The organism is Nonomuraea sp. NPDC050536, assembly GCF_044457685.1.
Taxonomy (GTDB): Bacteria; Actinomycetota; Actinomycetes; order Streptosporangiales; family Streptosporangiaceae; genus Nonomuraea.
Window position 1 is genome coordinate 480,174 of record NZ_JBITHD010000005.1, and the last position, 25,405, is coordinate 505,578.

At 71.1% G+C, this 25,405-nt stretch carries 24 protein-coding genes; 13 read left to right on the forward strand and 11 right to left on the reverse strand.

Annotated features, from left to right (window positions below):
- Window positions 1-113: 113 nt before the first annotated feature.
- Both ACIBHX_RS18260 and ACIBHX_RS18265 read right to left on the reverse strand, forming a co-directional pair.
- Complete coding sequence (locus tag ACIBHX_RS18260; protein ID WP_397068262.1) at window positions 114-1,889, reverse strand: substrate-binding domain-containing protein; 1,776 nt, start codon at window positions 1,887-1,889, stop codon at window positions 114-116.
- Between the two features lie 136 nt (window positions 1,890-2,025).
- On the reverse strand, window positions 2,026-2,580 hold the full coding sequence (locus ACIBHX_RS18265; protein WP_397068263.1) for a hypothetical protein: 555 nt from the start codon (window positions 2,578-2,580) through the stop codon (window positions 2,026-2,028).
- A 228-nt stretch (window positions 2,581-2,808) separates the two neighbouring features.
- Between ACIBHX_RS18265 and ACIBHX_RS18270 the strand changes: the two genes are divergently transcribed.
- From ACIBHX_RS18270 to ACIBHX_RS18280, 3 genes are all read left to right on the forward strand, one after another.
- Entirely contained in the window at window positions 2,809-3,564 is a 756-nt protein-coding gene (locus ACIBHX_RS18270; protein ID WP_397068264.1) for a DUF4184 family protein, read from the forward strand.
- Between the two features lie 46 nt (window positions 3,565-3,610).
- Window positions 3,611-4,360 (forward strand): TrmH family RNA methyltransferase, encoded by a 750-nt coding sequence (locus ACIBHX_RS18275; RefSeq protein ID WP_397068337.1) that lies wholly within the window; start codon window positions 3,611-3,613, stop codon window positions 4,358-4,360.
- Between the two features lie 91 nt (window positions 4,361-4,451).
- Window positions 4,452-6,014, forward strand: a complete 1,563-nt coding sequence (locus tag ACIBHX_RS18280) for a flavin-containing monooxygenase (RefSeq protein WP_397068265.1) — start codon at window positions 4,452-4,454, stop codon at window positions 6,012-6,014.
- On the opposite strand, the gene ACIBHX_RS18285 is transcribed toward ACIBHX_RS18280, so the two are convergent.
- Entirely contained in the window at window positions 6,004-7,053 is a 1,050-nt protein-coding gene (locus tag ACIBHX_RS18285) for a LacI family DNA-binding transcriptional regulator (RefSeq protein WP_397068266.1), read from the reverse strand. The two genes, ACIBHX_RS18280 and ACIBHX_RS18285, sit on opposite strands and share 11 nt — an antisense overlap.
- A 113-nt stretch (window positions 7,054-7,166) precedes the next feature.
- Between ACIBHX_RS18285 and ACIBHX_RS18290 the strand changes: the two genes are divergently transcribed.
- Both ACIBHX_RS18290 and ACIBHX_RS18295 read left to right on the forward strand, forming a co-directional pair.
- Window positions 7,167-7,340, forward strand: coding sequence for a hypothetical protein (locus ACIBHX_RS18290; RefSeq protein WP_397068267.1), 174 nt, complete (start codon window positions 7,167-7,169; stop codon window positions 7,338-7,340).
- A 32-nt stretch (window positions 7,341-7,372) separates the two neighbouring features.
- Window positions 7,373-7,651: a hypothetical protein gene (locus tag ACIBHX_RS18295; RefSeq protein ID WP_397068268.1), complete on the forward strand. Its 279-nt coding sequence runs from the start codon at window positions 7,373-7,375 to the stop codon at window positions 7,649-7,651.
- 3 nt (window positions 7,652-7,654) lie between these two features.
- Here ACIBHX_RS18295 and ACIBHX_RS18300 read toward each other — a convergent pair whose 3' ends face one another.
- Window positions 7,655-8,491, reverse strand: a complete 837-nt coding sequence (locus ACIBHX_RS18300; RefSeq protein ID WP_397068269.1) for a D-alanyl-D-alanine carboxypeptidase family protein — start codon at window positions 8,489-8,491, stop codon at window positions 7,655-7,657.
- 118 nt (window positions 8,492-8,609) lie between these two features.
- On the opposite strand from ACIBHX_RS18300, the gene ACIBHX_RS18305 reads away from it, so the two are divergent.
- Window positions 8,610-8,801, forward strand: coding sequence for a YegP family protein (locus tag ACIBHX_RS18305; protein ID WP_397068270.1), 192 nt, complete (start codon window positions 8,610-8,612; stop codon window positions 8,799-8,801).
- Between the two features lie 8 nt (window positions 8,802-8,809).
- Here ACIBHX_RS18305 and ACIBHX_RS18310 read toward each other — a convergent pair whose 3' ends face one another.
- Entirely contained in the window at window positions 8,810-9,274 is a 465-nt protein-coding gene (locus tag ACIBHX_RS18310) for a DedA family protein (protein ID WP_397068338.1), read from the reverse strand.
- A gap of 146 nt (window positions 9,275-9,420) precedes the next feature.
- Between ACIBHX_RS18310 and ACIBHX_RS18315 the strand changes: the two genes are divergently transcribed.
- A complete protein-coding gene (locus ACIBHX_RS18315) occupies window positions 9,421-9,927 on the forward strand; it encodes a hypothetical protein (RefSeq protein WP_397068271.1) in 507 nt (168 codons plus the stop codon).
- Here ACIBHX_RS18315 and ACIBHX_RS18320 read toward each other — a convergent pair.
- From ACIBHX_RS18320 to ACIBHX_RS18330, 3 genes are all read right to left on the reverse strand, one after another.
- The gene (locus ACIBHX_RS18320; RefSeq protein WP_397068272.1) at window positions 9,896-13,345 is read right to left on the reverse strand and encodes a BTAD domain-containing putative transcriptional regulator; all 3,450 of its coding nucleotides are present in this window, start codon (window positions 13,343-13,345) and stop codon (window positions 9,896-9,898) included. The genes ACIBHX_RS18315 and ACIBHX_RS18320 overlap by 32 nt on opposite strands.
- Window positions 13,346-13,411: 66 nt before the next feature.
- Window positions 13,412-14,461 carry a lysylphosphatidylglycerol synthase domain-containing protein gene (locus tag ACIBHX_RS18325; protein ID WP_397068273.1) on the reverse strand — a complete coding sequence of 350 codons (1,050 nt, stop codon included), beginning with the start codon at window positions 14,459-14,461 and terminating at the stop codon, window positions 13,412-13,414.
- Window positions 14,462-14,510: 49 nt separating this feature from the next.
- Window positions 14,511-15,329 (reverse strand): PIG-L deacetylase family protein, encoded by an 819-nt coding sequence (locus tag ACIBHX_RS18330; protein WP_397068274.1) that lies wholly within the window; start codon window positions 15,327-15,329, stop codon window positions 14,511-14,513.
- Window positions 15,330-15,367: 38 nt separating this feature from the next.
- Here ACIBHX_RS18330 and ACIBHX_RS18335 point away from each other — a divergent pair, with 38 nt between their 5' ends.
- The 3 genes from ACIBHX_RS18335 to ACIBHX_RS18345 all read left to right on the forward strand — a co-directional run bounded on the left by ACIBHX_RS18335 (window position 15,368) and on the right by ACIBHX_RS18345 (window position 19,610).
- Complete coding sequence (locus ACIBHX_RS18335) at window positions 15,368-16,456, forward strand: glycosyltransferase family 4 protein (RefSeq protein WP_397068275.1); 1,089 nt, start codon at window positions 15,368-15,370, stop codon at window positions 16,454-16,456.
- A 19-nt stretch (window positions 16,457-16,475) separates the two neighbouring features.
- The gene (locus ACIBHX_RS18340; RefSeq protein ID WP_397068276.1) at window positions 16,476-17,927 is read left to right on the forward strand and encodes a DUF2079 domain-containing protein; all 1,452 of its coding nucleotides are present in this window, start codon (window positions 16,476-16,478) and stop codon (window positions 17,925-17,927) included.
- A gap of 66 nt (window positions 17,928-17,993) precedes the next feature.
- Window positions 17,994-19,610 (forward strand): L-lactate permease, encoded by a 1,617-nt coding sequence (locus tag ACIBHX_RS18345; RefSeq protein ID WP_397068277.1) that lies wholly within the window; start codon window positions 17,994-17,996, stop codon window positions 19,608-19,610.
- Here ACIBHX_RS18345 and ACIBHX_RS18350 read toward each other — a convergent pair.
- Complete coding sequence (locus ACIBHX_RS18350; protein ID WP_397068278.1) at window positions 19,607-20,575, reverse strand: Lrp/AsnC family transcriptional regulator; 969 nt, start codon at window positions 20,573-20,575, stop codon at window positions 19,607-19,609. The two genes, ACIBHX_RS18345 and ACIBHX_RS18350, sit on opposite strands and share 4 nt — an antisense overlap.
- 118 nt (window positions 20,576-20,693) lie before the next feature.
- Here ACIBHX_RS18350 and ACIBHX_RS18355 point away from each other — a divergent pair, with 118 nt between their 5' ends.
- A complete protein-coding gene (locus ACIBHX_RS18355) occupies window positions 20,694-22,145 on the forward strand; it encodes an FAD-dependent monooxygenase (RefSeq protein ID WP_397068279.1) in 1,452 nt (483 codons plus the stop codon).
- A gap of 58 nt (window positions 22,146-22,203) precedes the next feature.
- Here ACIBHX_RS18355 and ACIBHX_RS18360 read toward each other — a convergent pair whose 3' ends face one another.
- Together ACIBHX_RS18360 and ACIBHX_RS18365 are read right to left on the reverse strand one after the other, a co-directional pair.
- A complete protein-coding gene (locus ACIBHX_RS18360; protein ID WP_397068280.1) occupies window positions 22,204-22,620 on the reverse strand; it encodes a hypothetical protein in 417 nt (138 codons plus the stop codon).
- A 35-nt stretch (window positions 22,621-22,655) separates the two neighbouring features.
- A complete protein-coding gene (locus tag ACIBHX_RS18365; RefSeq protein WP_397068281.1) occupies window positions 22,656-23,222 on the reverse strand; it encodes a TetR/AcrR family transcriptional regulator in 567 nt (188 codons plus the stop codon).
- Window positions 23,223-23,259: 37 nt separating this feature from the next.
- On the opposite strand from ACIBHX_RS18365, the gene ACIBHX_RS18370 reads away from it, so the two are divergent.
- The gene (locus ACIBHX_RS18370; RefSeq protein ID WP_397068282.1) at window positions 23,260-24,399 is read left to right on the forward strand and encodes an FAD-dependent oxidoreductase; all 1,140 of its coding nucleotides are present in this window, start codon (window positions 23,260-23,262) and stop codon (window positions 24,397-24,399) included.
- Window positions 24,400-24,477: 78 nt separating this feature from the next.
- Window positions 24,478-25,404, forward strand: a complete 927-nt coding sequence (locus ACIBHX_RS18375; protein WP_397068283.1) for an anti-sigma factor RsbA family regulatory protein — start codon at window positions 24,478-24,480, stop codon at window positions 25,402-25,404.
- The last annotated feature ends 1 nt before the right edge of the window (window position 25,405 follow it).

Sequence of the window (25,405 nt, forward strand, 5' to 3'; positions counted from 1 at the left end):
CTGTGCGGTTAGGACGTGCCCGGCATGTCCGCGGATGACGGGTCATAACCGCCCGGTATGGCCTGTGACCAGGGAGGCGGGTGGGAAATCACCCGTCACAAGGGCGGGCGCGATCAGCCGTCGCACTGGGGAGAGCAGAGGCGGCGCTGCATGCCCTGCAGGAAGAAGTCGCGCACCTGCAGGACGTTCTTGGCGATGTAGGCCTCGCCGCCGGTGGCCTTGGCCAGCGCGTCCATCTGCTTCTTGCCCTTGGGCGCGTCGGGGCCGAAGGCGATCAGCAGAATGCTGACCGGGCGCTTGGGGTCGTACTTGTCCTTGAGGAACTTCAGGATCTCCGCGTCGCTGGTGCCGCCGTTGGGGTCGTCGTTGCCCGCGCCGTCCGTGAGGATCAGGATTGTGTTGATCTTGTCGCCCGCGTAGTTCGCGGTCATGTCGGCGTAGGCGGCCTTGAGCGTGTCGTTGAGCCCGGTGTCGCCGGTGGCCTTGGCCTGGATCGTGGCCAGCTGCTTGGCCAGCAGGTCCTTGCGGGTCACGCCGTTGACCGTCTCGCTGAGCGGGCCGACGGAGACCGCTTCCTTCCAGTCCTTGGTGCCGTTGAGGAAGGTGGAGAACGCCCACACGCCGATCTCCGCGTCCGCAGGGAAGAGGCCGAGACCCTCGGTGGCGATCTTGCTGATGGCCTGCATGCGGGTCATGTTCGTGCCCGGCACCGGCAGCGCCATCGTGCCCGAGACGTCCAGCAGGGTGAGCATCCGGGTGCCCAGGTTCAGCCTGGACCAGGTCTGGGTCATGCTGGCCACGGTCTTGGCGTCCGGTGCGGGCAGCGCCTGCGGGGTCTTGGGGTCGAAGCCCTTGTCCTTGGACAGCGAGTCGCCCGCCTTGCCGTCGGGGCTGCGGAAGCCCTGGTCGCGCAGGACCTTCTGGGCCCAGTCGAGGGCGAGCTCCTTCTGGAAGGCGGCCGCCGCCTTCTGCACCGCCGCGTCCTTGGTGAGCACCATGACCGGGTAGTCCAGGCTCAGCGTGCCCTCGGCCGGGTACAGCGGCACCACCGGCGACTCCGGCTTCTTGGTGTTGTAGAGGTAGATGGCCTGCTCGGAGGTGACGCCCACCGGGACCCGGTTGCCCGACTTGACGGTCAGGCTGGCCAGCAGCGAGCCGGGGTCGGCGACCAGCTGGGTCGACAGCTCCTTGAGCGCGCCGACCAGCGCCTTGTCCTGGCCGGACTTCTTGGCCAGGCCCGCGGCGGCCAGCAGTGCGGCCATCCCGGCCGAGTTCTTCTGCGGGTCGAGCGCCAGCACGCGGACCTTCTTGACCGGCCCGTCCGGGTTCGCCACGTTCGACGCGGCGATCATGCCCGACCAGCTGGGCTGCAGGCTGCCCGCGAGCTTGGCGGCCGAGGACTTGGCGGCGGCCAGCACGATCGGTGTGGTCGCGATCGAGCCGCCCGGCTGCGGGATCGCGGTGGCGGCCGCGGGGTCGGCGCGCAGCCGCGCCATCACCAGGCTGGAGTCGGCCACCCACAGGTCGGTGTTCGCCTTGCCCGCGGCCAGGGCGCCGGCGGTGCGCGCGGTGGCCTCCTTGGCCACGGTGACCTCGACGCAGCGGCTGTCGATCGAGTGCAGCGCCTTGTTGTAGGTTCCGGCGATCTTGTTCAGCGCGGGCTGGATGTCCGGCGAGGCCGTCACGCGCAGCGGCAGCTTGCCGCTGGAGCAGTCGTGGTCGCGGTTGAAGATGACGAACGCGGCGACGCCGAGGAGCACGGCCAGCGCCACGGCGCCGGCCAGCGGGACGAGTACCCTGCCCCTGCCCGCGCCGCTTCTCCTGCGGGGAGGGGGAGGACCCTGGGCTCGATACCCATCATCGAGCTCGTCTGTCCGGTGTCGCCCCACGATGTCCTCTTCGGTATGTGTCGAAACCTTCCGGAGACCCTAGCGGGAGATGCTCCGCAATACCTCCGGAACGATACTCGGTACGCTTAGCGTGGCAAAACAGCCCTTTTGGTGCGACGATTACCGAAAGTTACGGTCAATGGCAGCATGCGTGATCGTGCCACGCGCGGATTCCTTCCCGCACGGCCACCGCCGCGAGCGCCACCGCCATCGCCGGGTCCACCCACCACCAGCCGAACGTGTTGAGCCACAATCCGGTCAGCACGCCCGCCGCCATCGCGGCGCAGATCAGGTTCTGGATGCCCTCTCCGGCGGTCGCCGTGGAGGCCAGCCGTACCCCGAGCCGTCGCTTGGCCAGGCCCAGGGCGGGCATGCTGACCAGGCTGATCGCCGTCACGGCGATGCCGAGCGTGGTCGGCGAGGAGCGGTGGCCCTCGTGCAGGTCGTAGGCGACGTGCGCGATCACATAGGGCGCGAGCAGCCAGAAGCTCGCCGCGACGAGGCGGCGCGCGGTCGTCTCCGCGCCGGGGGACAGCGTGCGCGAGCCGGTGAAGCGCCAGACCACGATGAGGCTCGCGGCCGCCTCCACGAACGCCGACAGGCCCCAGCCGATCAGTGCCACCGAGTCCGCCGAGAGGCCGGCGTACAGGCCGAGAGTGCTCTCCACGGAGAGCCACACAAGTGTGGCCATCGACAGCGCCCTGGCGCGCCGCGCATCGCGGAGCCAATCGGCTGACGCGGCCGGATGCGCGTGAACCCGCTGGTCAGACACCTTGACCCTCCGAAATCCCCGCCATCCGGCCGTCGACAGCGCTACGTACCATACCCATTACTTAGCGTGACTTTATGACGGGCAGGAAAAGATCGGTCAAGATTCGCCGGGATATCGTCGAAGTGATCGTTCACGGGGGAGGGGTCAGTGCCGTTCACGCCAAGTCATATCGCAGCCGTAGTCCCTTTCATGAAGAGCAAATGGGCCGATCCATGGGCTCTGGCGATCGGCGCGATGGTGCCCGATCTGCCGATCTTCCTGCCGTTCCTGCCTGAATACCGGTACTGGCACTCGTGGTTGGGCGTGGTCACGCTCGACCTGGCCGCGGTGTTCATCCTGCTCGGGCTCTTCCACCTGATGTTCAGGGAGCCGCTGATCTCGCTGCTGCCGCCGCCGCTTGCGGCCAGGGCGGCGCTGCTCGCGCCCTCCCGCTCGCTGCCCGCCGTGGCCGTGGGCGGGGTGATCGGCGCGGCCAGCCACGTGCTGTGGGACTCCTTCACCCACTCCTACGCCAGCATCCAGTGGGGCGAGTGGCTGTCTGTGTCCGTGTTCGGGGTGATCCACCTGTTCCGGCTGCTGCAGTACATCTCCTCGGTCGTCGGCCTGACGATCGTGGCGTGGTGGGCGTGGCGCGGCCTGGCGCGCATGTCGGCGACCGCCCTGCCCGAGCGGCTGCGGATCAGTCCCTGGGTACGGCGGGCCGTCCTGCTGGCCTGCGCCGTGGGGACCGTACTGGGCGCGCTGCTGTGGCCGCTGGTCGACGAGCCGGCGCCGCACCTGGGCCTGCCCAGCGTGATCACCAAGGTGGGCGCGGGCACCGTGATCGGCCTGTGCCTGGTGCTGACCTGCTATGCGGCCGTCTGGCAGGTCAGGCGGCTCGTGGCAGTATCGGAGGGTGCTTGAGTACGTGACCTCGCCCGACGATCCGCGCCTGGCCGACTACACCCGGATGCGCGACGTGGAGCTGCGCAAGAGCCTGGAAGCCGAGCGCGGGCTGTTCCTGGCCGAGGGGGAGAAGGTGATCCGGCGGGCGATCGGCGCCGGATACCCGATCCGCTCGGTGCTTACCACGGAGCGCTGGCTGTCCTCGCTGGCGGACGTGCTCGGCGACGCCACCGTGTACGTGACCGGCGACGAGGTCATGGCGGGCATCGCCGGGTTCCCCGTGCACCGGGGCGCCATGGCCTCGATGGCCAGGCTGCCGCTGCCGCCGGTGGACAAGCTCACCGGCCTGCGGCGCCTGCTGGTCCTTGAGGACCTGGTCGACCACGGCAACGTCGGGGCGATCTTCCGCTGCGCGGCGGCGCTCGGCGTGGAGGGCGTGATCCTCTCGCCGCGCTGCGCGGACCCGCTCTATCGCCGGTCGGTCAAGGTGTCGATGGGAGCGGTCTTCTCGATCCCCTACGCCAGGATGTCCGACTGGTTCGACGGCCTCGATCAACTGCGCAAGGCGGGCTTCCAGACGCTGGCCCTCACACCGGACCAGCAGGTGACCCCCATCGACCAGGTCGAGCTGGGAGACCGGGTGGCGCTGCTGCTCGGCTCGGAGGGCGACGGCCTGTCCTCACACTGGCTGGCGGAGGCGGACGTGCCCGTCTGCATCCCGATGAGCGCCACCGCGATGGCCGCCGGCGTCGACTCACTCAACGTGGTCGCCGCCGCCGCAATCGCCTGCCACGACCTGATGCGCGCGAGCTGACCTAATATCCGCACCGCCGCGTCCAGCGCTTGAAACAGGGCGTCTGGGCAAATGACCTTGACGCCGGATGTTCCGGTGATTTCCTGGAATCGTGCTCCAAAAAGATGCCATCATCATCGGCGCCGGTTTCGCCGGGCTGTACATGCTCCACCGGCTGCGCGGCCTCGGCATGGACGTTCAGGTGTTCGAGGCGGGCGACGGCGTGGGCGGGACCTGGTACTGGAACCGGTATCCGGGCGCCAGGTGCGACGTGCCGAGCCTCGAGTACTCCTACTCCTTCTCCGACGAGCTCCAGCAGGAGTGGACCTGGAGCGAGCGCTACGCCTCCCAGCCGGAGATCCTGCGCTACCTCGACCACGTGGCCGACCGCTTCGACCTGCGCAAGGACATCGCCTTCCGCACGAAGGTGACGAGCGCCACCTTCGACGACGGATGGACCGTCGAGACCTCGCAAGGAGAGCGGGTCACCGCCCGGTACCTGATCGCCGCGGTCGGCTGCCTGGCCTCCGCGCCACGCGTGCCCGGCCTGCCGATGTTCCACGGCGCGACCCACCACACCGGCAGGTGGCCGCACGGGGGCGTGGACCTGGCGGGCAGGCGGGTCGCCGTCATCGGCACCGGCTCCTCCGGCATCCAGGCCATCCCGGAGATCGCCCAGGTCGCCGAGCACGTCACCGTGTTCCAGCGGACCGCGAACTTCAGCATCCCCGCCCGCAACGGGCCCATGGACCCCGCCTACGGGCGGTGGTTCAAGGACAACCACGGGGAGATCCGCGCCGGCATGCGCGTCACCCACAGCGGCCTGATGACCACGCCCAACCCCGACCAGGCCCTGTCGGCGGCCCCGGACGCGCGGCGGCGCGCCTTCGAGGAACGCTGGGAGCGCGGCGGCATCGCCTTCCTCGGCGCCTTCTCCGACCTGCTGGTCAGCGAGGAGGCCAACACCACGGCCGCCGACTTCGTCCGCGGCAAGATCCGCGCCACCGTCACGGAATCGGCGGTCGCCGAGCTGCTCACGCCGTACGACCACCCGATCGGCAGCAAGCGCATCTGCGTCGACACCGGCTACTACGCCACGTTCAACCGCCCCAACGTGACGCTCGCCGACCTCAGGTCGGCGCCGCTGGAGGAGTTCACCAGGTACGGCGTGCGCACCACCGCGGGCGAGCACCAGGTCGACGTGATCGTGTTCGCCACCGGGTTCGACGCGATGACGGGGCCGCTGCTGAACATCGACATCCGTGGCAAGGACGGGGTCTCGCTGCGCGACAAGTGGGCGGCCGGGCCGAAGACGTACCTGGGGCTGATGAGCGCGGGATTCCCCAACCTGTTCACGATCACCGGGCCAGGCAGCCCGTCGGTGCTCAGCAACATGATCGTCTCGATCGAGCAGCACGTGGACTGGATAGCCGGCTGCCTGGAGCACCTGGAAGGCCGCACAATCGACGCCGACCCCGCGGCCGAGGACGCCTGGGGCGCGCACGTGGCCGAGGTGGCGGGCTACACGCTCTTCCCCCGGGCGAACTCCTGGTACATGGGCGCCAACGTGCCGGGCAAGCCCCGCGTCTTCCTGCCCTACGTGGGCGGCGTCGACCTCTACCGGGCCAGGTGCGAGGAGGTGGCCGCCGCCGGCTACGCCGGCTTCACGATCTGAGCGGCGCCGTCGAGGCCCGCACGACCAGCTCGTGCGGGAAGACGCGCCTGCCCGGCTCGATCTCGCTCCCCGACAGCAGCATCCGCCCCGCGGCCTCGCCGATCTCCTGCTTGGGCTGGCGGATCGTGGTGAGCCCGGCCTCCTCGGCGGCGCTGTCGGAGAAGCCGACCACCGACAGGTCTCCCGGCACCTCCAGCCCCAGATCGGCGGCCGCGTCGAGCACGCCGAGGGCCAGCACGTCGGTGTTGGTCAGGATCGCCGTCGGCCGCGGGTCCGCCGACAGCAGCGCGTGGCCCGCCTTCCTGCCCATGTCCCTGGAGTTGCGCGCCACCTCGTAGAACGGTACGGCGGGCCAGCCGAGCCCGGCCGCCTCGCAGGCGGTCCGGTAGCCGGTCATCCGCATCCGCATGGCCTCGAACACCGCGCCCTCGCGCCGGGCGGGATCGGCCCAGCCCGTGTAGCCGTCGTCGTGCAGGCCGACCATGGCGATCCCGAGCCGCCGGTGTCCCAGGCCCAGCAGATGGCCGGCCGCCTCCGCCCCGGCCGCCGGCTCGTCGATGCCGACCAGTGCGTGGCCCTCGACGTACGGCTCGTCCACCACGACGACGGGCAGCTTGCGGGCCAGCACCTCGGCCAGCGCCGGATGGTGGTCGGGCAGCGACACCACGCAGAACGCGTCCACCACCGCGTCGCGCACGGTGTCGGTGCGCCGGTCGCCGTGCGGGATCGGCAGGATCAGCAGCCCCACCCCCGCGTCCTCGGCCGCGGTCGCCAGGCCCTGGAAGAACCCGATCGCGTACGGGTCGGCGAAGGCGTAGGCCAGCGTCTCGCTGAACAGCAGCCCCAGCGCGCCGGCCCGGCCCAGCCGCAGCGATCGCGCCGTCGGGTTGGGGCCCGCGTAGCCGAGCTCGTCGGCCACCTCCATCACGCGCCTGCGCAACCCGTCGCTGACCTGGTCGGGCCGCGAGAAGGCATAGGACACGGTGGCCCGCGACACCCCGAGCCGATCGGCGATCGTCTGCAACGTGACCTTGCCCATCCCCCAACCCTATTGCTCCGCACCCCCACCCTCCCGCGCGCTGCGGTGCCTGGGGGGCTTGTGTAGGGGGTTCTTAATTGATTAAGGTCTTAATGGATTAAGAAGGAGGGCGCATGGATGCCATGCAGGTTCTGGCGCACGAGACGGCGATGGGGTTCCAGGGGTCGCTCCACGAAGCCCTGCCGGACGCCCCGGTCAAGCCCTACAGGGCACCGACGAAGATCCGGCTGGCGCGGACGCTGCGCCGTACCGCGGACAGGCTCGACCCCGTCACGATGTGCTCCTGACGGGCCGACAAGATCGGTGAGATGCTGGAGCCATGGGGCGGAACGTGGCGCTGACGCTGGGGCTGGCCGGGATCGCGCTCATCGCCGCGACGGTGCTGGTCTACAGCCTGCACTGCGACGTCACCCGGTTCTTCCCGCTGCTGGTCGCCGGGTACGTCGTCGGCGTGATCCTGGTCGCGGTGGCGCTGATCGGCGGCATGCGCACGGGCATGGGCATCGGGATCATCGTCGCGATGGCGATCGCCATAGTGGCCGTGGCGATCGCCTACATCGCGTTCCTGTTCGCCTTCGCCCGCTGCTTCGAGTTCTGAACCTCAGCCGTTCTCGATCTGCGAGCCGGCGTAGTCCAGCAGTTCCTCGGCCGTGGTGAATCGGCGCTTGTCCTGGTCGCCCAGGAGCACGCCGACGACGCGCCGGCCGCCGCGATCTCCGGCGAAGACCAGGCAGTATCCGGCCGCGTTCGTGTAGCCGGTCTTCACGCCCAGGACCCCGTCGCCCGTCTGCAGGAGCTTGTTGGTGTTCTTCCAGGTGTGCGCCCGGTGCAGGCCGGTCTTGGCGACCTTCTGCACCTTGCTCCCGACGACCGTGCGGAAGGTGGCGTTCTGCATGGCCGCCTGGGTCAGCTTGGCCTGGTCGACGGCCGTGGAGTAGCCGCCGCCCCGGGGCGTGGGCAGGCCGTCGGCGTTGGTGTAACGGGTGCCGGACAGACCCAGGCTCTTGGCGGCGGCGTTCATCTTGGTGACGAAGGCGGTCATGCCGGGCCCGTACCTGCGGGCCAGCGCGTTGGCGGCGTCCGCGCCCGACGGGAGCATCAAGCCGTACAGGAGGTCCCGCACCGCGAGCCGCTCGCCCTTGCGCAGCCCGGCCGTGGTCGCGCCGTTGCTGGTGGCATGCCGTACGTCGGCCGCGGTGATCGTGACGGTGTCGTTCAGGTTGGCCTCGTGCAGGACCACGTACGCCGTCATGATCTTGACCAGGCTGGCGACGGGCACGCGGCGGGTCTCGCGCTTGCTGAAGTGGATCGTTCCCGCCGAATCGATCACGTAGGCCTCTGTGGCGCCCACGGTGGGCTCGTTCGCCGCGTGGGCGGCCGGGGCGAAGCCCACGACCAGGGCGAGTGCGGCGGAGCCGAAGATACCCCCAATATGCATGCCAGACATGGTGGCAGGTGATCAACCGTAGATTTGCCGAACTTGACCACAAGCCGCGAAAACAACCTCTTCGGACGGGTAAACCGTCGGTAGTACCGGCACGACGGGGGAGAGCGCCATGGCAGGTAAGTTCGTGATCTCAAAGGACAAGCGGGGCGAGTACCGTTTCAAGCTCGTGGCCGCCAACGGCCAGACGATCGCGGTCAGCGAGGGCTACTCGACGAAGGTGGCATGCGTCAACGGTGTGGAGTCCGTACGCAAGAACGCCCCGGACGCGACCGTGGACGACACCACGCTCGCGTCGGTGTAGCCACTCCTTCACGCGGCGACGGATCGCCGGCGCCGCCGCCAGACCAGGTAGGCCGTGACTCCGGCAATCGCGAGCACGGCCACCACCGCGGCGGTGATCGGCGACCTCGCCGCGAGCTGGAGCCAGCCCCACACCAGGGTCGAGATGCCCAGCCACCAGATCGGCGCCCACGTCAGGCATCCCAGCGCGCTGGCCACGATGTACCACGGGTAGGACACGCGCAGCGCCCCGGCCACCCAGGGCAGCGTGTGCCGCAGCATCGGCACCCAGAAGCACCCGTAGACGGCCAGCGCACCCCACCGCTCGACGACCTGCTCCACCTTCTCGATCCGCTCGCGGCCCACCCTGCGGCCGAGCCTGGAGTCGTAGAGCTTGCCGCCGAGCTTGCGGCCGATCCAGTAGTACGCCTGGAACGCGCCGAACAGGGCGGCTATCAGCAGGGCCCCGAGCCAGAGCGGGCCGATCGGCTTGATGGCGACTTCACCACCCCATGGAGAACATTAGGTCAGGCTTACCTTATTTCAACATGCAAGGCATCTGCAAAAGGGTGCAACTGGGGGACAAGTCTCCCTCAACTGCCCTGTTCTACACCTGAGGTGAGCATAAAGAGGTGTTGATCATGGCTACGAGAAGCACGACGGTACTGGCCACCGGTTCCGCCAACACGGCCAAATTCTTCGTGGCGGCCCTCGCCTTCACCGCCGCGTACGTCGGCGTCTCGGCCTACGGCACCGCCAACTCCGCCCCCAGCCACGCAGAGACCGTCACCCTGTCGGCGCGCGAGCTGCCGATCACCAGTCCGGTCAAGCTGGAGGTCGACCCCGGCGCGATCACCGTCAGCGAGCTCCCGGGAGAGCCGGGCTGCGCCAAGGCCTTCCTCGCCCGCGGCGTCGTCACCAACCCCGAGCCACGCTCCACGATCATGTACGGCTGGCGCCTGGCCCGCTGGAACCCGCGCACCAACACCTGGCGCACCTACCAGGTCGACTACGGCGGCTTCACCGGCACCGAGCGGACGGTCGACTGGGAGACCAGGATCTCGGGCAACCCCGGCTGGTACCGCTTCGAGCTGCGCGTCGACGGTGCCAAGACCGTCAGGAGCGACCGTTTCCAGGTGAGTTGCTGACCGCCCTGCGCGCCGCCTCCACCCAGCGCGGCACGCCTATCCGCTCGGCCACCTCCAGGGCCTTGACGTAGTGGTCGCGCGAGGCCTCCGGCTGGCCCAGCCGTACCGCCAGATCTCCGAGCGTGAGGGCGACGGGCCACAGCGCCACCACGCCGGTGCCCGCGCCGGCGACGCGGTCGGCGAACGGCTTGAGCTTGTCGTAGCAGTCGACCATGCGCTCGCGGTCGTCCAGCAGCATGCCCGCCAGCGCGCGCCAGGTCATCGCCAGCTCGTACAGGAAGTCCGGGCGGACCGGCGGGCGGGTGGCCGCGACGGCCTTGGCGTCGGACAGGTGCCCGGCCGAGGCCAGCGCCAGCGCGTAGGCGTCCAGCGTCCACTTGGCGCCGCGCTGGTGCGCCTCGGCCAGCAGCTCGACGGTCTCGGCGGCCCGCCCGTCGACCAGGTGCAGGCAGAACGTGGTGATCAGCGGCAGGTCCTGGCGGCCCTCCAGCATGCCCGCGCGGGCGGTCATCCTGGCCGCCTCGCGGTAGGCCCGCTCCGCGCCCGCGTAGTCTCCGGCGATCATCAGCCGCTGCCCGGCGTACCAGGCGCAGACCGCGGCGGGCGCTGACAGGTCGTACTGCCTGGCCAGCCGGTCGGCCGCCGCCGCGTGCTCGTCGGCCGCCGAGAACTCGCCGCGCGCCGCCGCGCATTCCAGTAACACCAGGTGGGCCAGCGCCTGTGTGGCCATCTGCCCGGAACGCTGGGCGACCTCGAGCAGCTCGCGCCCGATGCTCTCGCGCGTGTCGACGGCCGGGATGTCGTAGGACTGGCGCAGCCGCCCGCTCAGCGCGGCCGCGAGCAGGGCCGGGTCGCCGCTCTGCCGGGCCAGCTCGAGCGCCTCCAGCGAGGCCTGCCTGCCCCGCTCGGGCGCCGAGGAGCCCTCGAGCTCCAGCGCCAGCGTGGTGAGCAGGCTGGCGCGCAGCGTCTGCTCGCCCTCGGGCAGCTCCATGAGCGCCTTCTCGGTGACGTCCACGATCTCCCACGCGGTGCGGGTGAAGTCGCGCGCCATCCCCTTGTGCGGCACGGCCAGTGACGCCGCCACCCGGGCGGTGATCTCCAGGTCGCCCAGCGGCAGTGCCGCGTCCATGGCCTGGCGGCGCAGCAGCCTGGCCGCGGTCATGTCCCCGCACAGCGCCAGCGCCCTGATCTGGCGCAGCATCAGCTGCAGCCGCTCCTTGACGTCGCCGTCGGTGCGGTCGAAGGCGGCGATGGCCTGCTCCCACAGCGTCGCGGCCTCGCGGTGGGCGAAGCGCCGCTCGGCCTGCTCGGCCGCCAGCCCGGCGTAGTGCACCGCCTTCTCGGCGGCGTCGGCCAGGAAGTAGTGGTGCGCCAGCGCCGCCACGTCCGACGGGGTACGCCGCTCGATCACCGCCGCCACCGCCGCGTGCAGGCGGGTACGGCGCAGCCTGGAGGCGTCGGAGTAGATGGTGTCGCGCACGAGATCGTGGTCGAAGCGCAGCAGCCCGGGACCCGGCTCGGTCACCAGCCCTGCCAGCAGCGCCGCCTCGACCGCCTCGACCACGGCGTCTGTGCTGTCATCGCGCCCGCTTCGCTCGTCGTTGGCTCGTCCCTCGCTCTCTCCTCCCGAGCTCCTGCGCTCGGTGTCGCCGGCCACGTCGACCAGCACGTCCACGTCCACGTCGCGCCCGATCACCGCGGCCTGCAGCAGGATCTGCTGCGCCCCGGCCGGCAGCCGGGAGATGCGCCGCCGCAGCACGTCACGCACCCCTGAGGGCACCCGGGACAGCACCTCGGTGGGGCTGGCCCGGTCGGCGGCCGCCTCGGAGTCGAGCAGGCGCACGGTCTCGCGCACGAAGAACGGGTTGCCGCCGGTGCGTTCCACGATCGTCTCGACGGCGTCCTCGTCGATCTCCCGTACGCAGGTGGCCCGCACCAGCTCGGCCACCGCCTTCGGGTCGAGCCCCGACAGCCCCACCCGGACAGGCCCGAGCCTGGCCAGCGCGGCCAGCACGTCGGACTGCCGGTCGTCCAGCTCGCTCTCCCTGCAGGTGACCACGAGCAGCACCCGGCTGGTGGCCAGCAGGCTCGGCAGCGCCCGCAGCAGCGCCAGCGTCTGGTCGTCGGCCCAGTGCAGGTCTTCCAGCGTCAGCAGCACCGGCGCGCGGCGCGCGACGCCCGCCAGGTAGCCGCCGACCGCCCGGTGCAGCCGGAAGCCGCCCGACACCTCGTCCTCGTCCGGGTCGGGGTCGGCGTCCTCGAGCAGCGGCGCCAGCAGCTGGGCGTACTCGCCCGCGCCGGTCACGGCCACCAGCGTGCGCAGGATCTCCACCCACGCCCAGCCGGGCGGCGTCGCGCTGGAGTCGGGGCAGGCGCCCGAGGCGGTGATCCAGCCGTCGGTCCTGAGCCTGCCGTCGAGCTGCCGCAGCAGCGTGGTCTTGCCCGCGCCGGCCACGCCGGTGACGATCGCCACCTGCAGGCGCCCGGTGCGGGCGCCGGCCGTGGTCAGCCGGTTGAGCTCGGCGTCGCGCCCCACGAACGGCTCCGGCTCCAGCGGGGGCGGCTCGATCGGGGTGGCGGGCCTGGGCGGCCAGGTGTCGGTGACGGGCGTGGGCCGCACGGGCCGCGTCGGCGGAGCCAGGTCCAGCTCGGGCGACTGGCTGAGGATGTCGGACTCCAGCTTGCGCAGCGCCGGCCCGGGGTCGATGCCCAGCTCGTCGGCCAGGATGCCGCGGGCGCGCCGCAGCGCCGCCAGCGCGTCGCCCTGCCTGCCGCACCGGTACAGGCCCAGGGCCAGCAGCCGCCAGCCCTCCTCGCGCAGCGGGTGCTCGGTGGTCAGCGCCTCCAGGTCGGGCACGGTCTCGGCGTGCAGTCCCAGCCGCAGGCCCGTGTCGGCGTGCCGCTCGCGCGCCACCAGCCGCAGCTCCGCCAGCCGGTTGACCTCCGCCTCGGCCCACTGCTGGTCGGCGAAGTCGGAGTACGGCGTGCCGCGCCACAACCCCAGCGCCTTCTCCAGCCGGGCCCTGGCCGACTGCGGGTCGCTCTCCTCCAGGTGCTCGCCCGCGGCCCTGACCAGCTGCTCGAAGCGGAGCGCGTCCACCTGCTCGGGCGCGACGCGCAGCGCGTATCCGGAGGCGACCGTCACCAGCAGGCGGTTGGGTCCGCCGCGCGGGCGGCCCGGCTCGAGCACGCGGCGCAGCCGCGAGATGTAGACCTGCAGCCCCGACTGCGCGCCCTTGGCGGTGTCGTCCGCCCACAGGTCGTAGAGCAGCGTGTCGACCGGCACGACCTGACCTCTGGCCACGAGGAGTCGGGCGAGGACGGCCCGCTGCCGCAACCCGCCGAGGTCGAGTTCGTCGTCTTGTTCGTACGCCTCGACTGGCCCCAGAACCCGGAACGCCACCATGTCAGCCGCCACGCTATGCGCGCTTCTGGAAGGTGCACAAGGCCCGTGGTTGATGACGCAGGATTGTGTTTGCGATTGTCACTGGGGGGCCTTCGAGATCGCGGACGGGGACTCCGTGGCGGTGCTCCGACCGTTGCGCCTCCGCAGGAACGCCCAGGCGCCGAGTGCGAGTCCGCCGAACGGGATCTCGATAGTGTACGTCCAGAACCCGAACAGCAGTGCTGTGGCCGTAGCCGGAGCCGCATCGACTCCGAACGCGGTCAGCAGCAGGACCACCCCGCCCTCCATGATCCCGGCGCCGCTGGGCGTGATCAGCGCGCTGGTCAGCACGCGCGACAGGGCGAACACCGCGATCGACTGGGCAAGGCCGGGATAGGCGCCGGTGGCCAGCATGCAGGCCACCATGATCGCCCACTGCAGGCCGAGGAAGAACACCATGGCCAGGCTGAGCCGGTGCCAGCGGGTCCTGACGATCTCCGCGGTGTCGCGGCGCAGCTTGAAGAACGCCTGCGAGGCGTGCAGCCGTTTGGGCAGCACCAGATCGAGCACCTTGCCCAGCACGACCGCGGCCCGATCCCAGTAGAGAGCGGCGCCCACGACCAGGCACAGGACGAGGATCGAGACCGCGCCCACCCAGCCGGCGTGTGCCACGGTCGGGTTGGGCACCTCGCCGGACATCAGCAGCGCGATGATCCCCACGGCGGGCAGGACGAATCTGAACAGGGTGTTCCAGATGCCGCTGACCAGCGTCATCACCACGATCGGCCGGTTGCCGAAGCCCCAGCCCCTGGTCATGGCGAACGTCACCGCCACGCCCGCCGCGCCGCCGAAGGGCAGCAGGTTGCTGATCGCGCTGCCCGCGGCGTTGATCGTGAGCGCCTGCAGGTTGTTCAGCCCGGGCAGCGAGTTGGTCAGCACGAAGGTGTAGGCCAGCAGACTGAGCAGCCACAGCACGGTCATCGCGGCGATCACGCCGGCGTTCATCGTGGCGAAGACCGCGCCGATGGCACGCCAGGAGACCGGCTTGCCGGTCAGCGTGTGCACGATCTGCGGCAGGTACACCACCAGCAGGACGGCCAGGCCGAGCGACAGCACGGACAGCGCGATCTGGAGCCACTTGTTCTTCATCGCCTACCAGTCTGCCGGGTGCCCGCACCCGCCCGCTCCTCCTCCGGAGTCATTTCAGCCACTGCTCGAAAGGATGAGTGAGCCGGGTGCCCGGCGGCACGTCGCGCCGCACGTACCACTCGGTGCCGAACACCAGCCGGTAGAGCGGCCGCGGCACCTTCAGCATGACGGCCAGGGTCCTGTCGGTGTCGCCGCCGCTGGCCTGGGAGGCGTGCGCGGCCATCGAGGCCCGCTTCTGCCCGGCGTACTTCCTGACGTTGACCCGGTGGGTGATGACCTCGCCGGAGGAGTAGGCGCTCTCGAACGTCCGCACGTCGAACTCCGGCGGGAAGCGGTAGAGCTTGCCCGCCGTCCGCAGCAGCCGCAGCAGCGGGTCGCGGTTGACGGTGGCCTCGAGCACGATCGGCGTCCCGGCGATCTGGGCCGCCCGTTTGCCGACCCGGTGGACCTGCACGTGGTCGGGATGCCCGTAGCCGCCCGCGGGATCGTAGATCGTCAGCAGCTCGGCGCCCTCCTCCTGCAGGATCGCCGCCAGCGCCTTGGCCGCCTCCTCGGAGTCGGCGTCGATGAAGGCGTTGTCGGGCCGCTCCTCGGCCACGCCGCCCTTCGGGCTCAGGCCCGAGTCGCCGTATCCCAGGCACTCCACACGGGCGCAGCCGAGCAGCGCCGCCGAGGTGTACAGCTCCCGCATGCGGGTGTCGCGCAGTTCGTCGCCCGGCTCGAGCTCGGCCAGCCCGCGCTCGCCGGCGGTGGCCACGACGAGCACCACGCGGTGTCCCTCGGCCGCGAGCATCGCCATCGTGCCCGCAGTCAGCAGGGCCTCGTCGTCGGGGTGGGCATGGAAGAACACAGCGGTACGTGGAGCCACAGGCCCAGATTAGTGTGGGAGGGGTGCGGATCTTTCACGTGAGTGACTGTTACCTGCCGCGCCTCGGGGGGATCGAGGTCCAGGTCGCCGACCTCGTACGGATGCAGCGCGAGGCCGGGCACGAGGTCCAGGTGGCCACCGCCACGCGCGGCGAGCCGATGGACGGCGTGCGCCGGATGGTGGCCAGGATGCCGTTCGACCTGCCGGTCCACCCGTTCGGGGTGGGCCATATCACCAGGGCGCTGACCTCCTACCGGCCGGACGTGGTGCACGTGCACACCGGGGCCGTCTCGCCGTTCGCCTGGATGGGGGTGCGGGCGGCGGTGCGGTGCGGGCTGCCCACGGTGGTGACCGTCCACAGCATGTGGGATCCGGTGACGCGGGGGGTGTACCGGTCGCTGCGGCTGGCCTTCGAGTGGCAGCGCTGGGGGCTGGTCGCCACCACGGTCAGCCACGCCGCCACCGGGCCGATCAAGGCGGTGGCCGGGCGCGGGGTGCCGGTGCACGTGGTCTCCAACGGGCTGGACCTGTCCGGGTGGCGGCCCGCCGGGCCGTACGTGCCGAGGGGCGACTCCGAGGTGCACGTGGTCGCGGTCGGGCGGCTGGCGCCGCGCAAGCAGCCGGTGCGGCTGCTGCGGCTGCTGGACGAGGTCCGCGCGCGGGTGCCGGCGAGCGTGGGGCTGCGGGCGACCGTGATCGGCGACGGTCCCGCGCGCGGGCAGATGGAGCGGTATCTGGCCAGGCACGGCATGACGTCGTGGGTGTCGCTGCCGGGGCGCTACTCCCGGGAGGAGATCGCCAAGGTGCTCGACTCGGCCGACATCTTCGTGGCGCCGGCGCCACGCGAGTCGTTCGGCATCGCGGCGCTGGAGGCCAGGGCTGCCGGGCTGCCCGTGGTGGCCAGGGCGCAGAGCGGGGTGGCCGACTTCGTCACGCCGGGCGAGGAGGGGCTGCTCGGCCGTTCCTTCGCCGACCTGGTGACGGCCGTGGCCCGGCTGGCGGCCGACACCTCGCTGCGCGAGCGGATCGCCGCGCACAACCACCTCACCGAGCCGGCGGCCGGGTCGTGGCCGGTAGTGCTCGACGGGTTCGACCGTGCCTACGAGCAGGCGATGAACCTGCGCTGACTCCACTACGCTGCTGGGCGTGACGCTGGCGGCCGACCCCGAAGCCCCCGTCGTGCGACGCGGCCTGCGGTATCGGCATCCCCTCTGGCTGGCGTTGATCGCGACACTGTCCGCGAGTGCCTACGCGCTGCTCGGCCTGGTCAGGCTGGCCACGTATCGGGCCAGCACCTTCGACCTGGTGATCGTCGACCAGGCGGTGCGGAACTACGCGCACTTCCGCGCGCCGTACATCCCGGTCGTGGGCGCCTTTCACGACCGGGGCCTGGACTACCTCCAGATGGCCGACCACTTCTCGCCGATCTACGCGCTGCTCGCGCCGTTCTACTGGATCCATGACGGGCCCGAGTCGCTGATCGTGGCGCAGGCGCTGCTGTTCGCCGCGGCGATCCCGTTCATCTGGCTGTTCACCAGGCGGGTGCTCGGCACCGTGCCCGCGTATCTGGTCGCCGCCGCGTACGCGCTGTCGTGGCCGGTGGCGCAGGCGATCGCGTTCGACGCGCACGAGGTGATGTTCGTGCCCGTGCTCACCGCGATCATGATCGAGCGCTACCACGCCGAACGCCATCTGCCCGCCTTCGCCGCCATGTTCGGGCTGCTGCTCGTCAAGGAGGACATGGGGCTGATGGTGATCGGCTTCGGGTTGTACCTCTTCGTCATCGGCGACCGCTACCGAGGGGTGTGCGCCGCCGCGATCGGGCTCGGCGGGGCGCTGCTGACCAGGGGTGCGCTGATCCCGATGATGGGCGGCGACCACAACGACTTCTGGGCCTACGGGCAGCTCGGACCCGACGTGCCCAGCGCGCTGCTGGCCGTCGCGCGCGACCCGCTCCACGCGCTGCTGCTGCCCTTCAGCGCCGAGGCCAAGGTGGACACGCTGTTCCTGCTGGTCTGGCCGACGCTGCTGCTGTGCCTGCTGTCGCCGCTGTCGCTGATGGCGCTGCCGCACGTGCTCGAGCGCATGCTCTCCGACCGTGACCCGTGGTGGCAGGCCGACTTCCAGTACAGCGCCTTCACCGTGGTGATCCTGCTGCTCGCCGGGGTCGACGGGCTGGCCAGGCTGATCCGCTGGACCAGACGCACGGAGCTCAAACTGACCTGGTCGGTGGCGGTGTGCGTGATCGCGCTGACCCTGGTGCCGCGCTTCGCGCTCGACCAGCTCTACCACCCCTCCTTCTACAAGGGCGACGAGGTCAAGTCCGCCGCCGCCCGCGAGGCCGTGGCCAAGGTGCCCTCTGGGGTCCAGGTCGAGGCGGTCAACTCGCTCGGGCCCGCGCTGACGGCGCGCGCCACGGTGCTGCTGTGGACCGGCGAGTCGCACGGCTCGCCGTGGGTGGTGGCCGACACCAGCCGCTGGGAGTTCCCCTTCGGCTCGGCCGAGGACCAGGCCAACCAGGTGAACCGCCTGGCGTCGGAGGGATACGCCAAGGTCTTCGAACGCGACGGGATCGTGGTCCTTCACAAGCAGGTGTGACGGGAGTCACATTCCGGATATAAGGCGCAGGTCACGTCCTCCTTCTGCCAAGGGGGTTGATCGGCGATGTACCGCCAGATCCTCGATCCGGTCGCCCATTCGCTCGCCTGGAGCGCGCTGGTGGCCTCCCTGCCGTTGCTGACCCTGTTCGTGCTGCTGGGAGTGGTGCGGATGCGGGCCTGGCTGGCAGGGCTGATCGCGCTGGCCGTCGCCCTGCTCGTCGCGATCGCGGTGTACGGCATGCCGTTCGGCCAGGCGCTGCTCGCGGGCACGGAGGGCGCCGCGTTCGGGTTCTTCCCGATCCTGTGGATCGTCATCAACGCGACCTGGATCTACAACATCACCGTCGAGACCGGGGGCTTCGACGTGCTGCGCCGCTCCTTCGCCCGGGTCAGCGACGACCAGCGGATCCAGGCGATCATCATCGCGTTCTCCTTCGGGGCGCTGATGGAGGCGCTGGCCGGGTTCGGCACGCCGGTGGCCGTCACCTCGGTGATGCTCATCGCGCTGGGGTTCAAGCCGCTCAAGGCGGCGGCGCTGGCGCTGACGGCCAACACGGCGCCGGTGGCCTTCGGTGCGATGGCCACGCCGATCATCACGCTGGGCAAGGTGACCGGGATCTCCAGTGAGACGCTGGGCGCGATGGTGGGGCGGCAGACGCCGATCCTGGCCGTGTTCGTGCCGCTGGCGCTGGTCTTCATCGTGGACGGGCGGCGCGGGCTGCGTGAGACGTGGCCGGTCGCGCTGGTCTGCGGGCTGGCTTTCGGCCTGGCCCAGTACGCGACGTCCAACTTCGTGTCCGTCCCGCTCACCGACGTGATCGCCTCGCTCGTCTCCGCGGGGGCCGTCGTGGCGATGGTGCGGCTCGGGCGGGCGCCGCGGCCTGCCGTACAGGCTGGAGGGGCCGTCGACAAGCCGCCGCCGGACTTCGCGCGAGCCGACACGCCGGGCGACGTGGTGCGGGCGTACGCGCCGTACGCGATCATCATCGCGATCTTCGTGATCTGCCAGATCCCCGTCGTCAAGGACTGGCTGAACCAGGCGACCGTGACGCTCGCCTGGCCGGGGCTGCACGTCGTCGGGCCGTCGGGCAAGCCGGTGGGGATAGCGACGTTCACCGCGAACTGGCTCACCACGCCGGGCACCCAGATGCTGGTCGCCGGGCTGGTGACGATGGCCGTGCTGAAGGTGGGGATCAGGCGCGGGCTGCGAGCCTACGGGGTCACACTGAAGCAGCTGCGCTGGGCGATCCTGACCGTGATGGCGGTGCTGGCGCTGGCGTTCGTGATGAACCTGTCGGGGCAGACGCTCACGCTGGGCACCTGGATGGCGGGCGCCGGGGGCCTGTTCGCGCTGCTGTCGCCCATCCTGGGGTGGCTGGGTGTGGCGGTCACCGGGTCGGACACCTCGTCCAACTCGCTGTTCGGCGCGCTGCAGGTCACGGCCGCCCACCAGGCGGGGCTGTCACCCACGCTGATGGCGGCCTCGAACAGCTCGGGCGGCGTGCTCGGCAAGATGATCTCCCCCCAGAACCTCGCCATCGCCGCCGCCGCGGTCGCACGCGACGGCCAGGAGGGCGAGCTCTTCCGCCGCGTGATCGGCTGGAGCCTGGTGTTCCTGGCCGCGATGTGCGCCCTGTCAGGGCTGCAGTCCACCCCCGTGCTGTCCTGGATGGTGCCCTAGCCGATGACAGGCCCCGCGTACTTCACCGCGCGCAGGACCGGCGCGGTCTCCACGTGGTGGATGCCGTCGAGTGGCGCGACGTGCCGGGTGAGGTAGTCGTACAGGGAGGCGCTGTCGGCGCAGGCCAGGCTCGCGCATAGGGCGGCGGCCCCTGTCGTGGCCGCGACGAAGGCGGTCTGGGGGTGTCCGGCCAGCTCGCCGCCCACCCGCTCCAGGTGCGCGGGGGAGACGGTCAGCCACATGATCGTCCTGAGACCCACGTCGAAGAGCCGGTCGTCGTAGTCGACGTCGAAGTAGAGCGTGCCGCCGGCGCGCAGCTCGGCGAGCCTGCGGCGGACCGTGGCCGCCGTCAGGCCGGTGGCGGCGGCCAGGTCCGCGATCGGCGCGCGGGCGTCCATGGCCAGCACGCCCAGCATGCGCCGGTCGGCCTCGGTCGGTGCCTGCTGCGCGAGGCCGGGTGCCACGGGGGTCTCGAGCCTGCAGACCTGTTCGGCGCTGAGCGCGGAGGTCTTGTCGAGCCAGCTGAGCGGCCCGCCGTAGAACAGGTGCAGGATGCGGTGCGCCTCGACGGCGGTGACGCGCGGGGTTCTCGGCAGCCGCGCGAGCAGGTCGGCGCCGCCGTCCCTGTCGGCCCTGGCGCGCACCCCGCAGAAGATCTCCGTGCCGCCCGAGGTGAGGTACACCCACGAGGTGTCCTCGCGGCGGGCCAGCGCCTCGGCCACCGTGCCCGCGGCGCCGGGCGCGCAGCGGATCCGCATGAACCACGGGATCTGGCCGTCGAGCAGGGGCGCGAGCTGCGCGGTGACCCGCAGCGCCCCGGTCGCGCGCAGCCGGGCGTACCTGCGGGCGACCGTCTGGCCCGACACCCCGAGCACCTCGCCGATGCGGCTGAAGGGAGCCCTGGCGTCGATCTGCAGCGCCTGCACGATCTGGCGGTCCAGAGAGCCGTCAGTGTCCGATCGCATCGCCTATCCCCTCCTGTCTGGAGGATAGTGCCGTTCTGTCCGCCGTTTTCTGGGAGACAGGCGGCAGGCCCCCTCATCGTGATGCGAAAACGATGCGAAAACACGGTGAGGAGATCGCATGACGACAAACACCCAGGTCGTGGTCGCGGGCGCGGGGCCGACGGGTTTGACGCTCGCGGCCGAGCTGCGCCTGGCCGGGATCGACGTGGTCGTGCTCGAGCGCGACGCGGAGCCGAGCCCGCACTCCAGGGCCTTCGGGCTGCTGCCGCGCACGCTGGAGGTCCTGGACCAGCGCGGCGTGGCGGACCGCTTCGACGGGCCGATGTTCGGGCAGGCCGATCTGGCGGCCGACATGGTGGACCTGGATTTCACCCGCCTGGACACCCGCTACGGCCAGCTCCTGCACGCCCAGGCGCGCACCGAACGCATCCTGCGCGACTGGGTCCACGAGCTGGGCGGCGAGCTCGCGCCCGGTCGTGAGGTGGCAGGTGCGGGCCAGGACGAGGGCGGCGTCACCGTCGAGCTGGCCGATGGCTCCACCCTGCGGGCCGGCTACCTGGTCGGGTGCGACGGCGCGCGCAGCACGGTGCGCGGCGCCGCGGGCATCGCCTTTCCCGGCGAGTACTCGGCCGCGGACTTCGTCCTGGTCGATCTGAAAGGCGCCCGCCTGGAGCGGCTGCCCCTGTTCGAGCGCGGCCCGCGCGGCCTGCTGATCGCCCTGCCGATCGCGCATGACACCGTGCGGGTCGTGGTCCACGAGTACGGCGGGCAGCCCGGCGACCGCGAGGCGCCGACCTGGGAGGAGGTCGTGAAGCTCTTCGCCGGCGTGGCGGGGTTCGACCTCACGATCGGCGAACCGGTGTGGATCAGCAGGTTCCGCAACATCGCCAGGCTCGCCGAGACCTACCGGCGTGGCCGGATCCTGCTGGCGGGCGATGCCGCGCACGCGCACCTGCCGGCCGGAGGGCAGGGACTCAACCTCGGCATTCAGGACGCGGTCAACCTCGGCTGGAAGCTGGCGGCGCAGGTCCGCGGCTGGGCTCCGGAGGAGCTGCTCGATTCGTACGAGGCCGAGCGCCGTCCCGTCGCCGAGCGGGTCCTGCTCAGCACCAAGGCGCAGTTCGCGCTCATGCAGGGCGGGCCCGAGGTCGGCGCGCTGCGGGCCCTGCTGGCGGAGTTGCTGTCCACCGAGGAGGTCAATCGCCGGCTCGCGGCGGAGTTGAGCGGAGTCGGGATCCGCTACGACGTGGGAGAGAGAGGGCATCCGCTGGCCGGGGGCCGCCTGCCGTACCTGCCGTTGCGGCTGGAGCCCGGCGGGGCGGAGAGCGACACGATGCGGCTGCTCCACCGGGGCAGGGGTGTGCTGCTCGCGCTCGCCGACGGGCCGTGGGCGAGGTCGGCGGAGGGCTGGAGCGATCGGGTCGACGTGGTGCGTGCCCGGGCCGATGGGGCGGGGTTCGCGTGCGCGCTGATCCGTCCCGATGGACATGTGGCGTGGGCCACGGCGGGCGCGCGGGACGGAGACGGGCTCGCCCGCGCGCTTCGCCGCTGGTTCGGTATCCGCCGTTAGGCGGCCCGGCCGCCGCGCCGCGCCGCCCCCCACGGGCGGAACGGCGGCCGGACGATCATCAGCCGCAGGCGCTCTGGATCTTCGTGGTCGCGCTCTGGATCTTTCCGCTCAAGGAGCTCAGTGTGGCCGGGTCCGCGCCGACCTTGATGCTGCCGAAGACGTCACCAAGGTCGTTCAGTGCGCCGGCGAGGTCACCGTCGTACTTCGAGGCGAGCGACTTGAGCTTGCCCGATGCGTCCTGGCTGGCGGTCTCGAGCGCCTTGGGGTCCGTCGCGGCCTTGGTGATCGAGCCGGAGAACTCCTGGGAGATCTTCTGGACTTCGCCGCTGACCTGAGCGCAGTCAACCTTGTTGCCGATCGCGCCACAGGCGGTAGTGCTGAGCGTGGCAATGGTGAGCGTCGCGACCGCGATGGCGAGGCGACGGCGAGGGGAAGTCATTTCTAGCCCTTCGTAGTGGTTCGGACGAAGGGACATTATGGATCAATACTTGATTGTCACTTACATGCGACTTACAACTGGAGCCCGAACCCGTTAACAAGCGCCCGCACGACCTCGTCGGGCTCGGGTAGCGGCAGGTCCAGCAGCCCCCGATAGGCGACGAACCCCGCGAAGAGGTCCGTGAGCAGCCACAGGTCGGTGTCGGGCGCCAGCTCGCCGCGCTCGATCGCCCGCTCGTAGACCACCCACGAGCGCTCCATCCGGTTGCGCATGCTGGTCCTGATCAGGTCCGCGACAGCCGGGTCCCGGCCCGCCTCGCCGAACACCTGCCTGGCCATCCGCGCCAGCCCCGGGTCGCGCCAGATGGCCAGCGTGTCGGTGACGACCACCCGCAGGTCGCCCTCGAGCGAGCCCGTGTCGGGCACCGCCACGTGCGTGTCCATGATCCCGGCCAGCGTCTCGAGCAGCATGTCGCGCTTGGTGGCGTACCGGCGGAACACGCTGGCCCTGCCCACCCCCGCCTGCTCGGCCACGTCGTCCATGGTGAAGTCCAGCCCCTTGGTGATCGCCAGGATCGTCGCCGCCTGGCGGATGCGGAGGTCGACGGTCGGATCGGGCTTGCGGCCACGGGCACTCATTAGTGATACTCCCAGTATCTGATATTGGAGGTCTCTCATGAGAGTAGTCATCGTGGGCGGGGGAGTCGCGGGACTCGCCCTGGCGCGCGGCCTGCGGGACCACGAGGTCGAGATCCTGGAGGAATCCCCGGAGCCGCGCACCGCCGGGGGCTCGGTGTCGATCTGGCCCGCCGGCACGGGCATCCTGCGCGAGCTCGGCGTCGACCCCTTGGAGGCTGGCCGCCGCCTGGCGACGATGGGCTCGCACACCGCGAGCGGCCGCAGGATGTTCACCGTCGACCTGGCGCCCGCCGAGTCCAGGTACGGTCACCCCACCGTGCACATCGGCCGCCGCGAGCTGGTCGGCCTGCTGGCACGCGGCCTCGACGTCACCTACGGCGCCCGGGTCACCCGGGTGAACCCCGACCGTGCCGAGGTGGAGCTCGCCGACGGCCGTACCGTCCGCGGCGACGTGCTGGTCGGCGCCGACGGCCGCCGCTCGGCCGTACGGCAGGCCCTGTGGGGCCGCGACCGGGCACGCCTGTCGGGCTGGGTGACCTGGCAGGGCTACGCGGAACTGCCGACCGGCCCGGAGGTCACGATGTACACCGGCCGCGGTGGGCTGTGCGGACTGGCGCCGTCGGGCCCCGACCGGCTGCTGTGGTGGCTCGACGTACGCTCCCGGCCCGGCCGGCCGCTGTGGGGCGACGACCCGGATCCGGTGGGACGGCTCCGCAGGCGCTTCGGCACGTGGGCGGCGGCCCCGGTACGCCAGGCCCTCGACGCCATCAAGGACGCGGAGTTCTTCCCGCACTACCGGCATTGGGTGCCCGCGGTCTGGGGGAGAGGGCCGACCACGCTGGCGGGCGACGCGGCGCACACCATGCCGCCGACCATGGCCCAGGGCGCCAACCAGGCCCTGGAGGACGCCTGGGCGCTGTCGCGCTCGATCGGCGGCGACCTGCGGGCCTATGAGCGGCGGCGGGCCAGGATCGCCAGGAGGCCCGCCCTGCTCGCGGCGACGGAGATGACGAACGTGCAGAACCCGACCGTGTCCCTGTTCTCCGACAGGATGGCGACCCGTGCGTACACCGCCTGGCTGCGCACGGCCAGCAGCTACCTCAGAAGGGAAGTGGACGGCCGGATGGGGTTCGCAGATCGAGGGGGAGCGGCCGGCGGGGGACTAACGGACGCTTGACGATCTGTAGCTTCTTCACACCGTAGAGATACCCACGACATCGTCATGAATTCTCCCTCCGGGGTAGCGTGAGAGGTGATGCTGGCTGACCCCTTCGTACATCCGGCGCTCTTCTACCGAGGCGAGCGGGAGTACGTCGACACGACAACCGCGTTCATCCGTGAAGGCCTGGACGCGGGCGAGCCGGTGGCCGTCGCGGTCCCGGCTCGCAACCTCGCGCTGATCAGGTCCGGGCTCGGGGCGGCGGCCGAGAAGGTGTCGTTCGTCGACATGGCGCTGGCGGGCCGCAATCCCGGGCGCATCATCCCCGCGGTGCTGCGCGACTTCGCCGAGCGCCACCCGGACGAGCGGGTGCGCATCATCGGCGAGCCGATGTGGCCCGGCCGCTCGGCCACCGAGTACCCGGCCTGCGTCCAGCACGAGGCGCTGATCAACTACGCCTTCCGCGGCAGCCACGCCACGATCCTGTGCCCCTACGACGCGGCCGAGCTGTCCACGCCGGTGCTGCGCGAGGCGGAGCGCACCCACCCGGTGCTGCGCGAGGCGGGACGCGAGTGGGCCAGCCCCGACTACGCCCCCGACCGGGTCGTCAGCGTGTACAACGAACCGCTCGGCGAGCCCGAGCGGTTCGCCGAGCTCCTCTTCGACGCCACGAACTTGGCGGCCGCCCGCGAGCTGGCCGCGGAACGCGCCCGGGCGCTCGGCATCCTCGACGGCAAGCTGGACGACATCCGGCTGGTCATCGCCGAGCTGGGCGCCAACAGCCTCGACCACGGCGGCGGCACGGGCACGATCAGGGTCTGGACCGAGGACGGGCGGCTGGTCTGCGAGGTCAGCGACGCGGGCCACATCACCGACCCGCTGGTGGGGCGCAAGCTCGTCGACCCCGCGCAGGCCGGCTCGCGCGGCCTGCTCATCGTCAACCTGCTCAGCGACCTGGTCAGGATGCACACCACCGCCGGCTCCACGGTGGTCAGGGCGTACTTCGACATCGCCGCAGGGTAGA

Coding starts and splice junctions, on each gene's coding strand:
- ACIBHX_RS18370 (WP_397068282.1), top strand. CDS start 23,260: ATGAGAGTAGTCATCGTGGGCGGGGGAGTCGCGGGACTCGCCCTGGCG.
- ACIBHX_RS18325 (WP_397068273.1), bottom strand. CDS start 14,461: ATGAAGAACAAGTGGCTCCAGATCGCGCTGTCCGTGCTGTCGCTCGGC.
- ACIBHX_RS18365 (WP_397068281.1), bottom strand. CDS start 23,222: ATGAGTGCCCGTGGCCGCAAGCCCGATCCGACCGTCGACCTCCGCATC.
- ACIBHX_RS18345 (WP_397068277.1), top strand. CDS start 17,994: ATGTACCGCCAGATCCTCGATCCGGTCGCCCATTCGCTCGCCTGGAGC.
- ACIBHX_RS18265 (WP_397068263.1), bottom strand. CDS start 2,580: ATGGCCACACTTGTGTGGCTCTCCGTGGAGAGCACTCTCGGCCTGTAC.
- ACIBHX_RS18290 (WP_397068267.1), top strand. CDS start 7,167: ATGGATGCCATGCAGGTTCTGGCGCACGAGACGGCGATGGGGTTCCAG.
- ACIBHX_RS18295 (WP_397068268.1), top strand. CDS start 7,373: ATGGGGCGGAACGTGGCGCTGACGCTGGGGCTGGCCGGGATCGCGCTC.
- ACIBHX_RS18305 (WP_397068270.1), top strand. CDS start 8,610: ATGGCAGGTAAGTTCGTGATCTCAAAGGACAAGCGGGGCGAGTACCGT.
- ACIBHX_RS18300 (WP_397068269.1), bottom strand. CDS start 8,491: ATGCATATTGGGGGTATCTTCGGCTCCGCCGCACTCGCCCTGGTCGTG.
- ACIBHX_RS18315 (WP_397068271.1), top strand. CDS start 9,421: ATGGCTACGAGAAGCACGACGGTACTGGCCACCGGTTCCGCCAACACG.
- ACIBHX_RS18285 (WP_397068266.1), bottom strand. CDS start 7,053: ATGGGCAAGGTCACGTTGCAGACGATCGCCGATCGGCTCGGGGTGTCG.
- ACIBHX_RS18275 (WP_397068337.1), top strand. CDS start 3,611: ATGCGCGACGTGGAGCTGCGCAAGAGCCTGGAAGCCGAGCGCGGGCTG.
- ACIBHX_RS18355 (WP_397068279.1), top strand. CDS start 20,694: ATGACGACAAACACCCAGGTCGTGGTCGCGGGCGCGGGGCCGACGGGT.
- ACIBHX_RS18375 (WP_397068283.1), top strand. CDS start 24,478: ATGCTGGCTGACCCCTTCGTACATCCGGCGCTCTTCTACCGAGGCGAG.
- ACIBHX_RS18360 (WP_397068280.1), bottom strand. CDS start 22,620: ATGTCCCTTCGTCCGAACCACTACGAAGGGCTAGAAATGACTTCCCCT.
- ACIBHX_RS18350 (WP_397068278.1), bottom strand. CDS start 20,575: ATGCGATCGGACACTGACGGCTCTCTGGACCGCCAGATCGTGCAGGCG.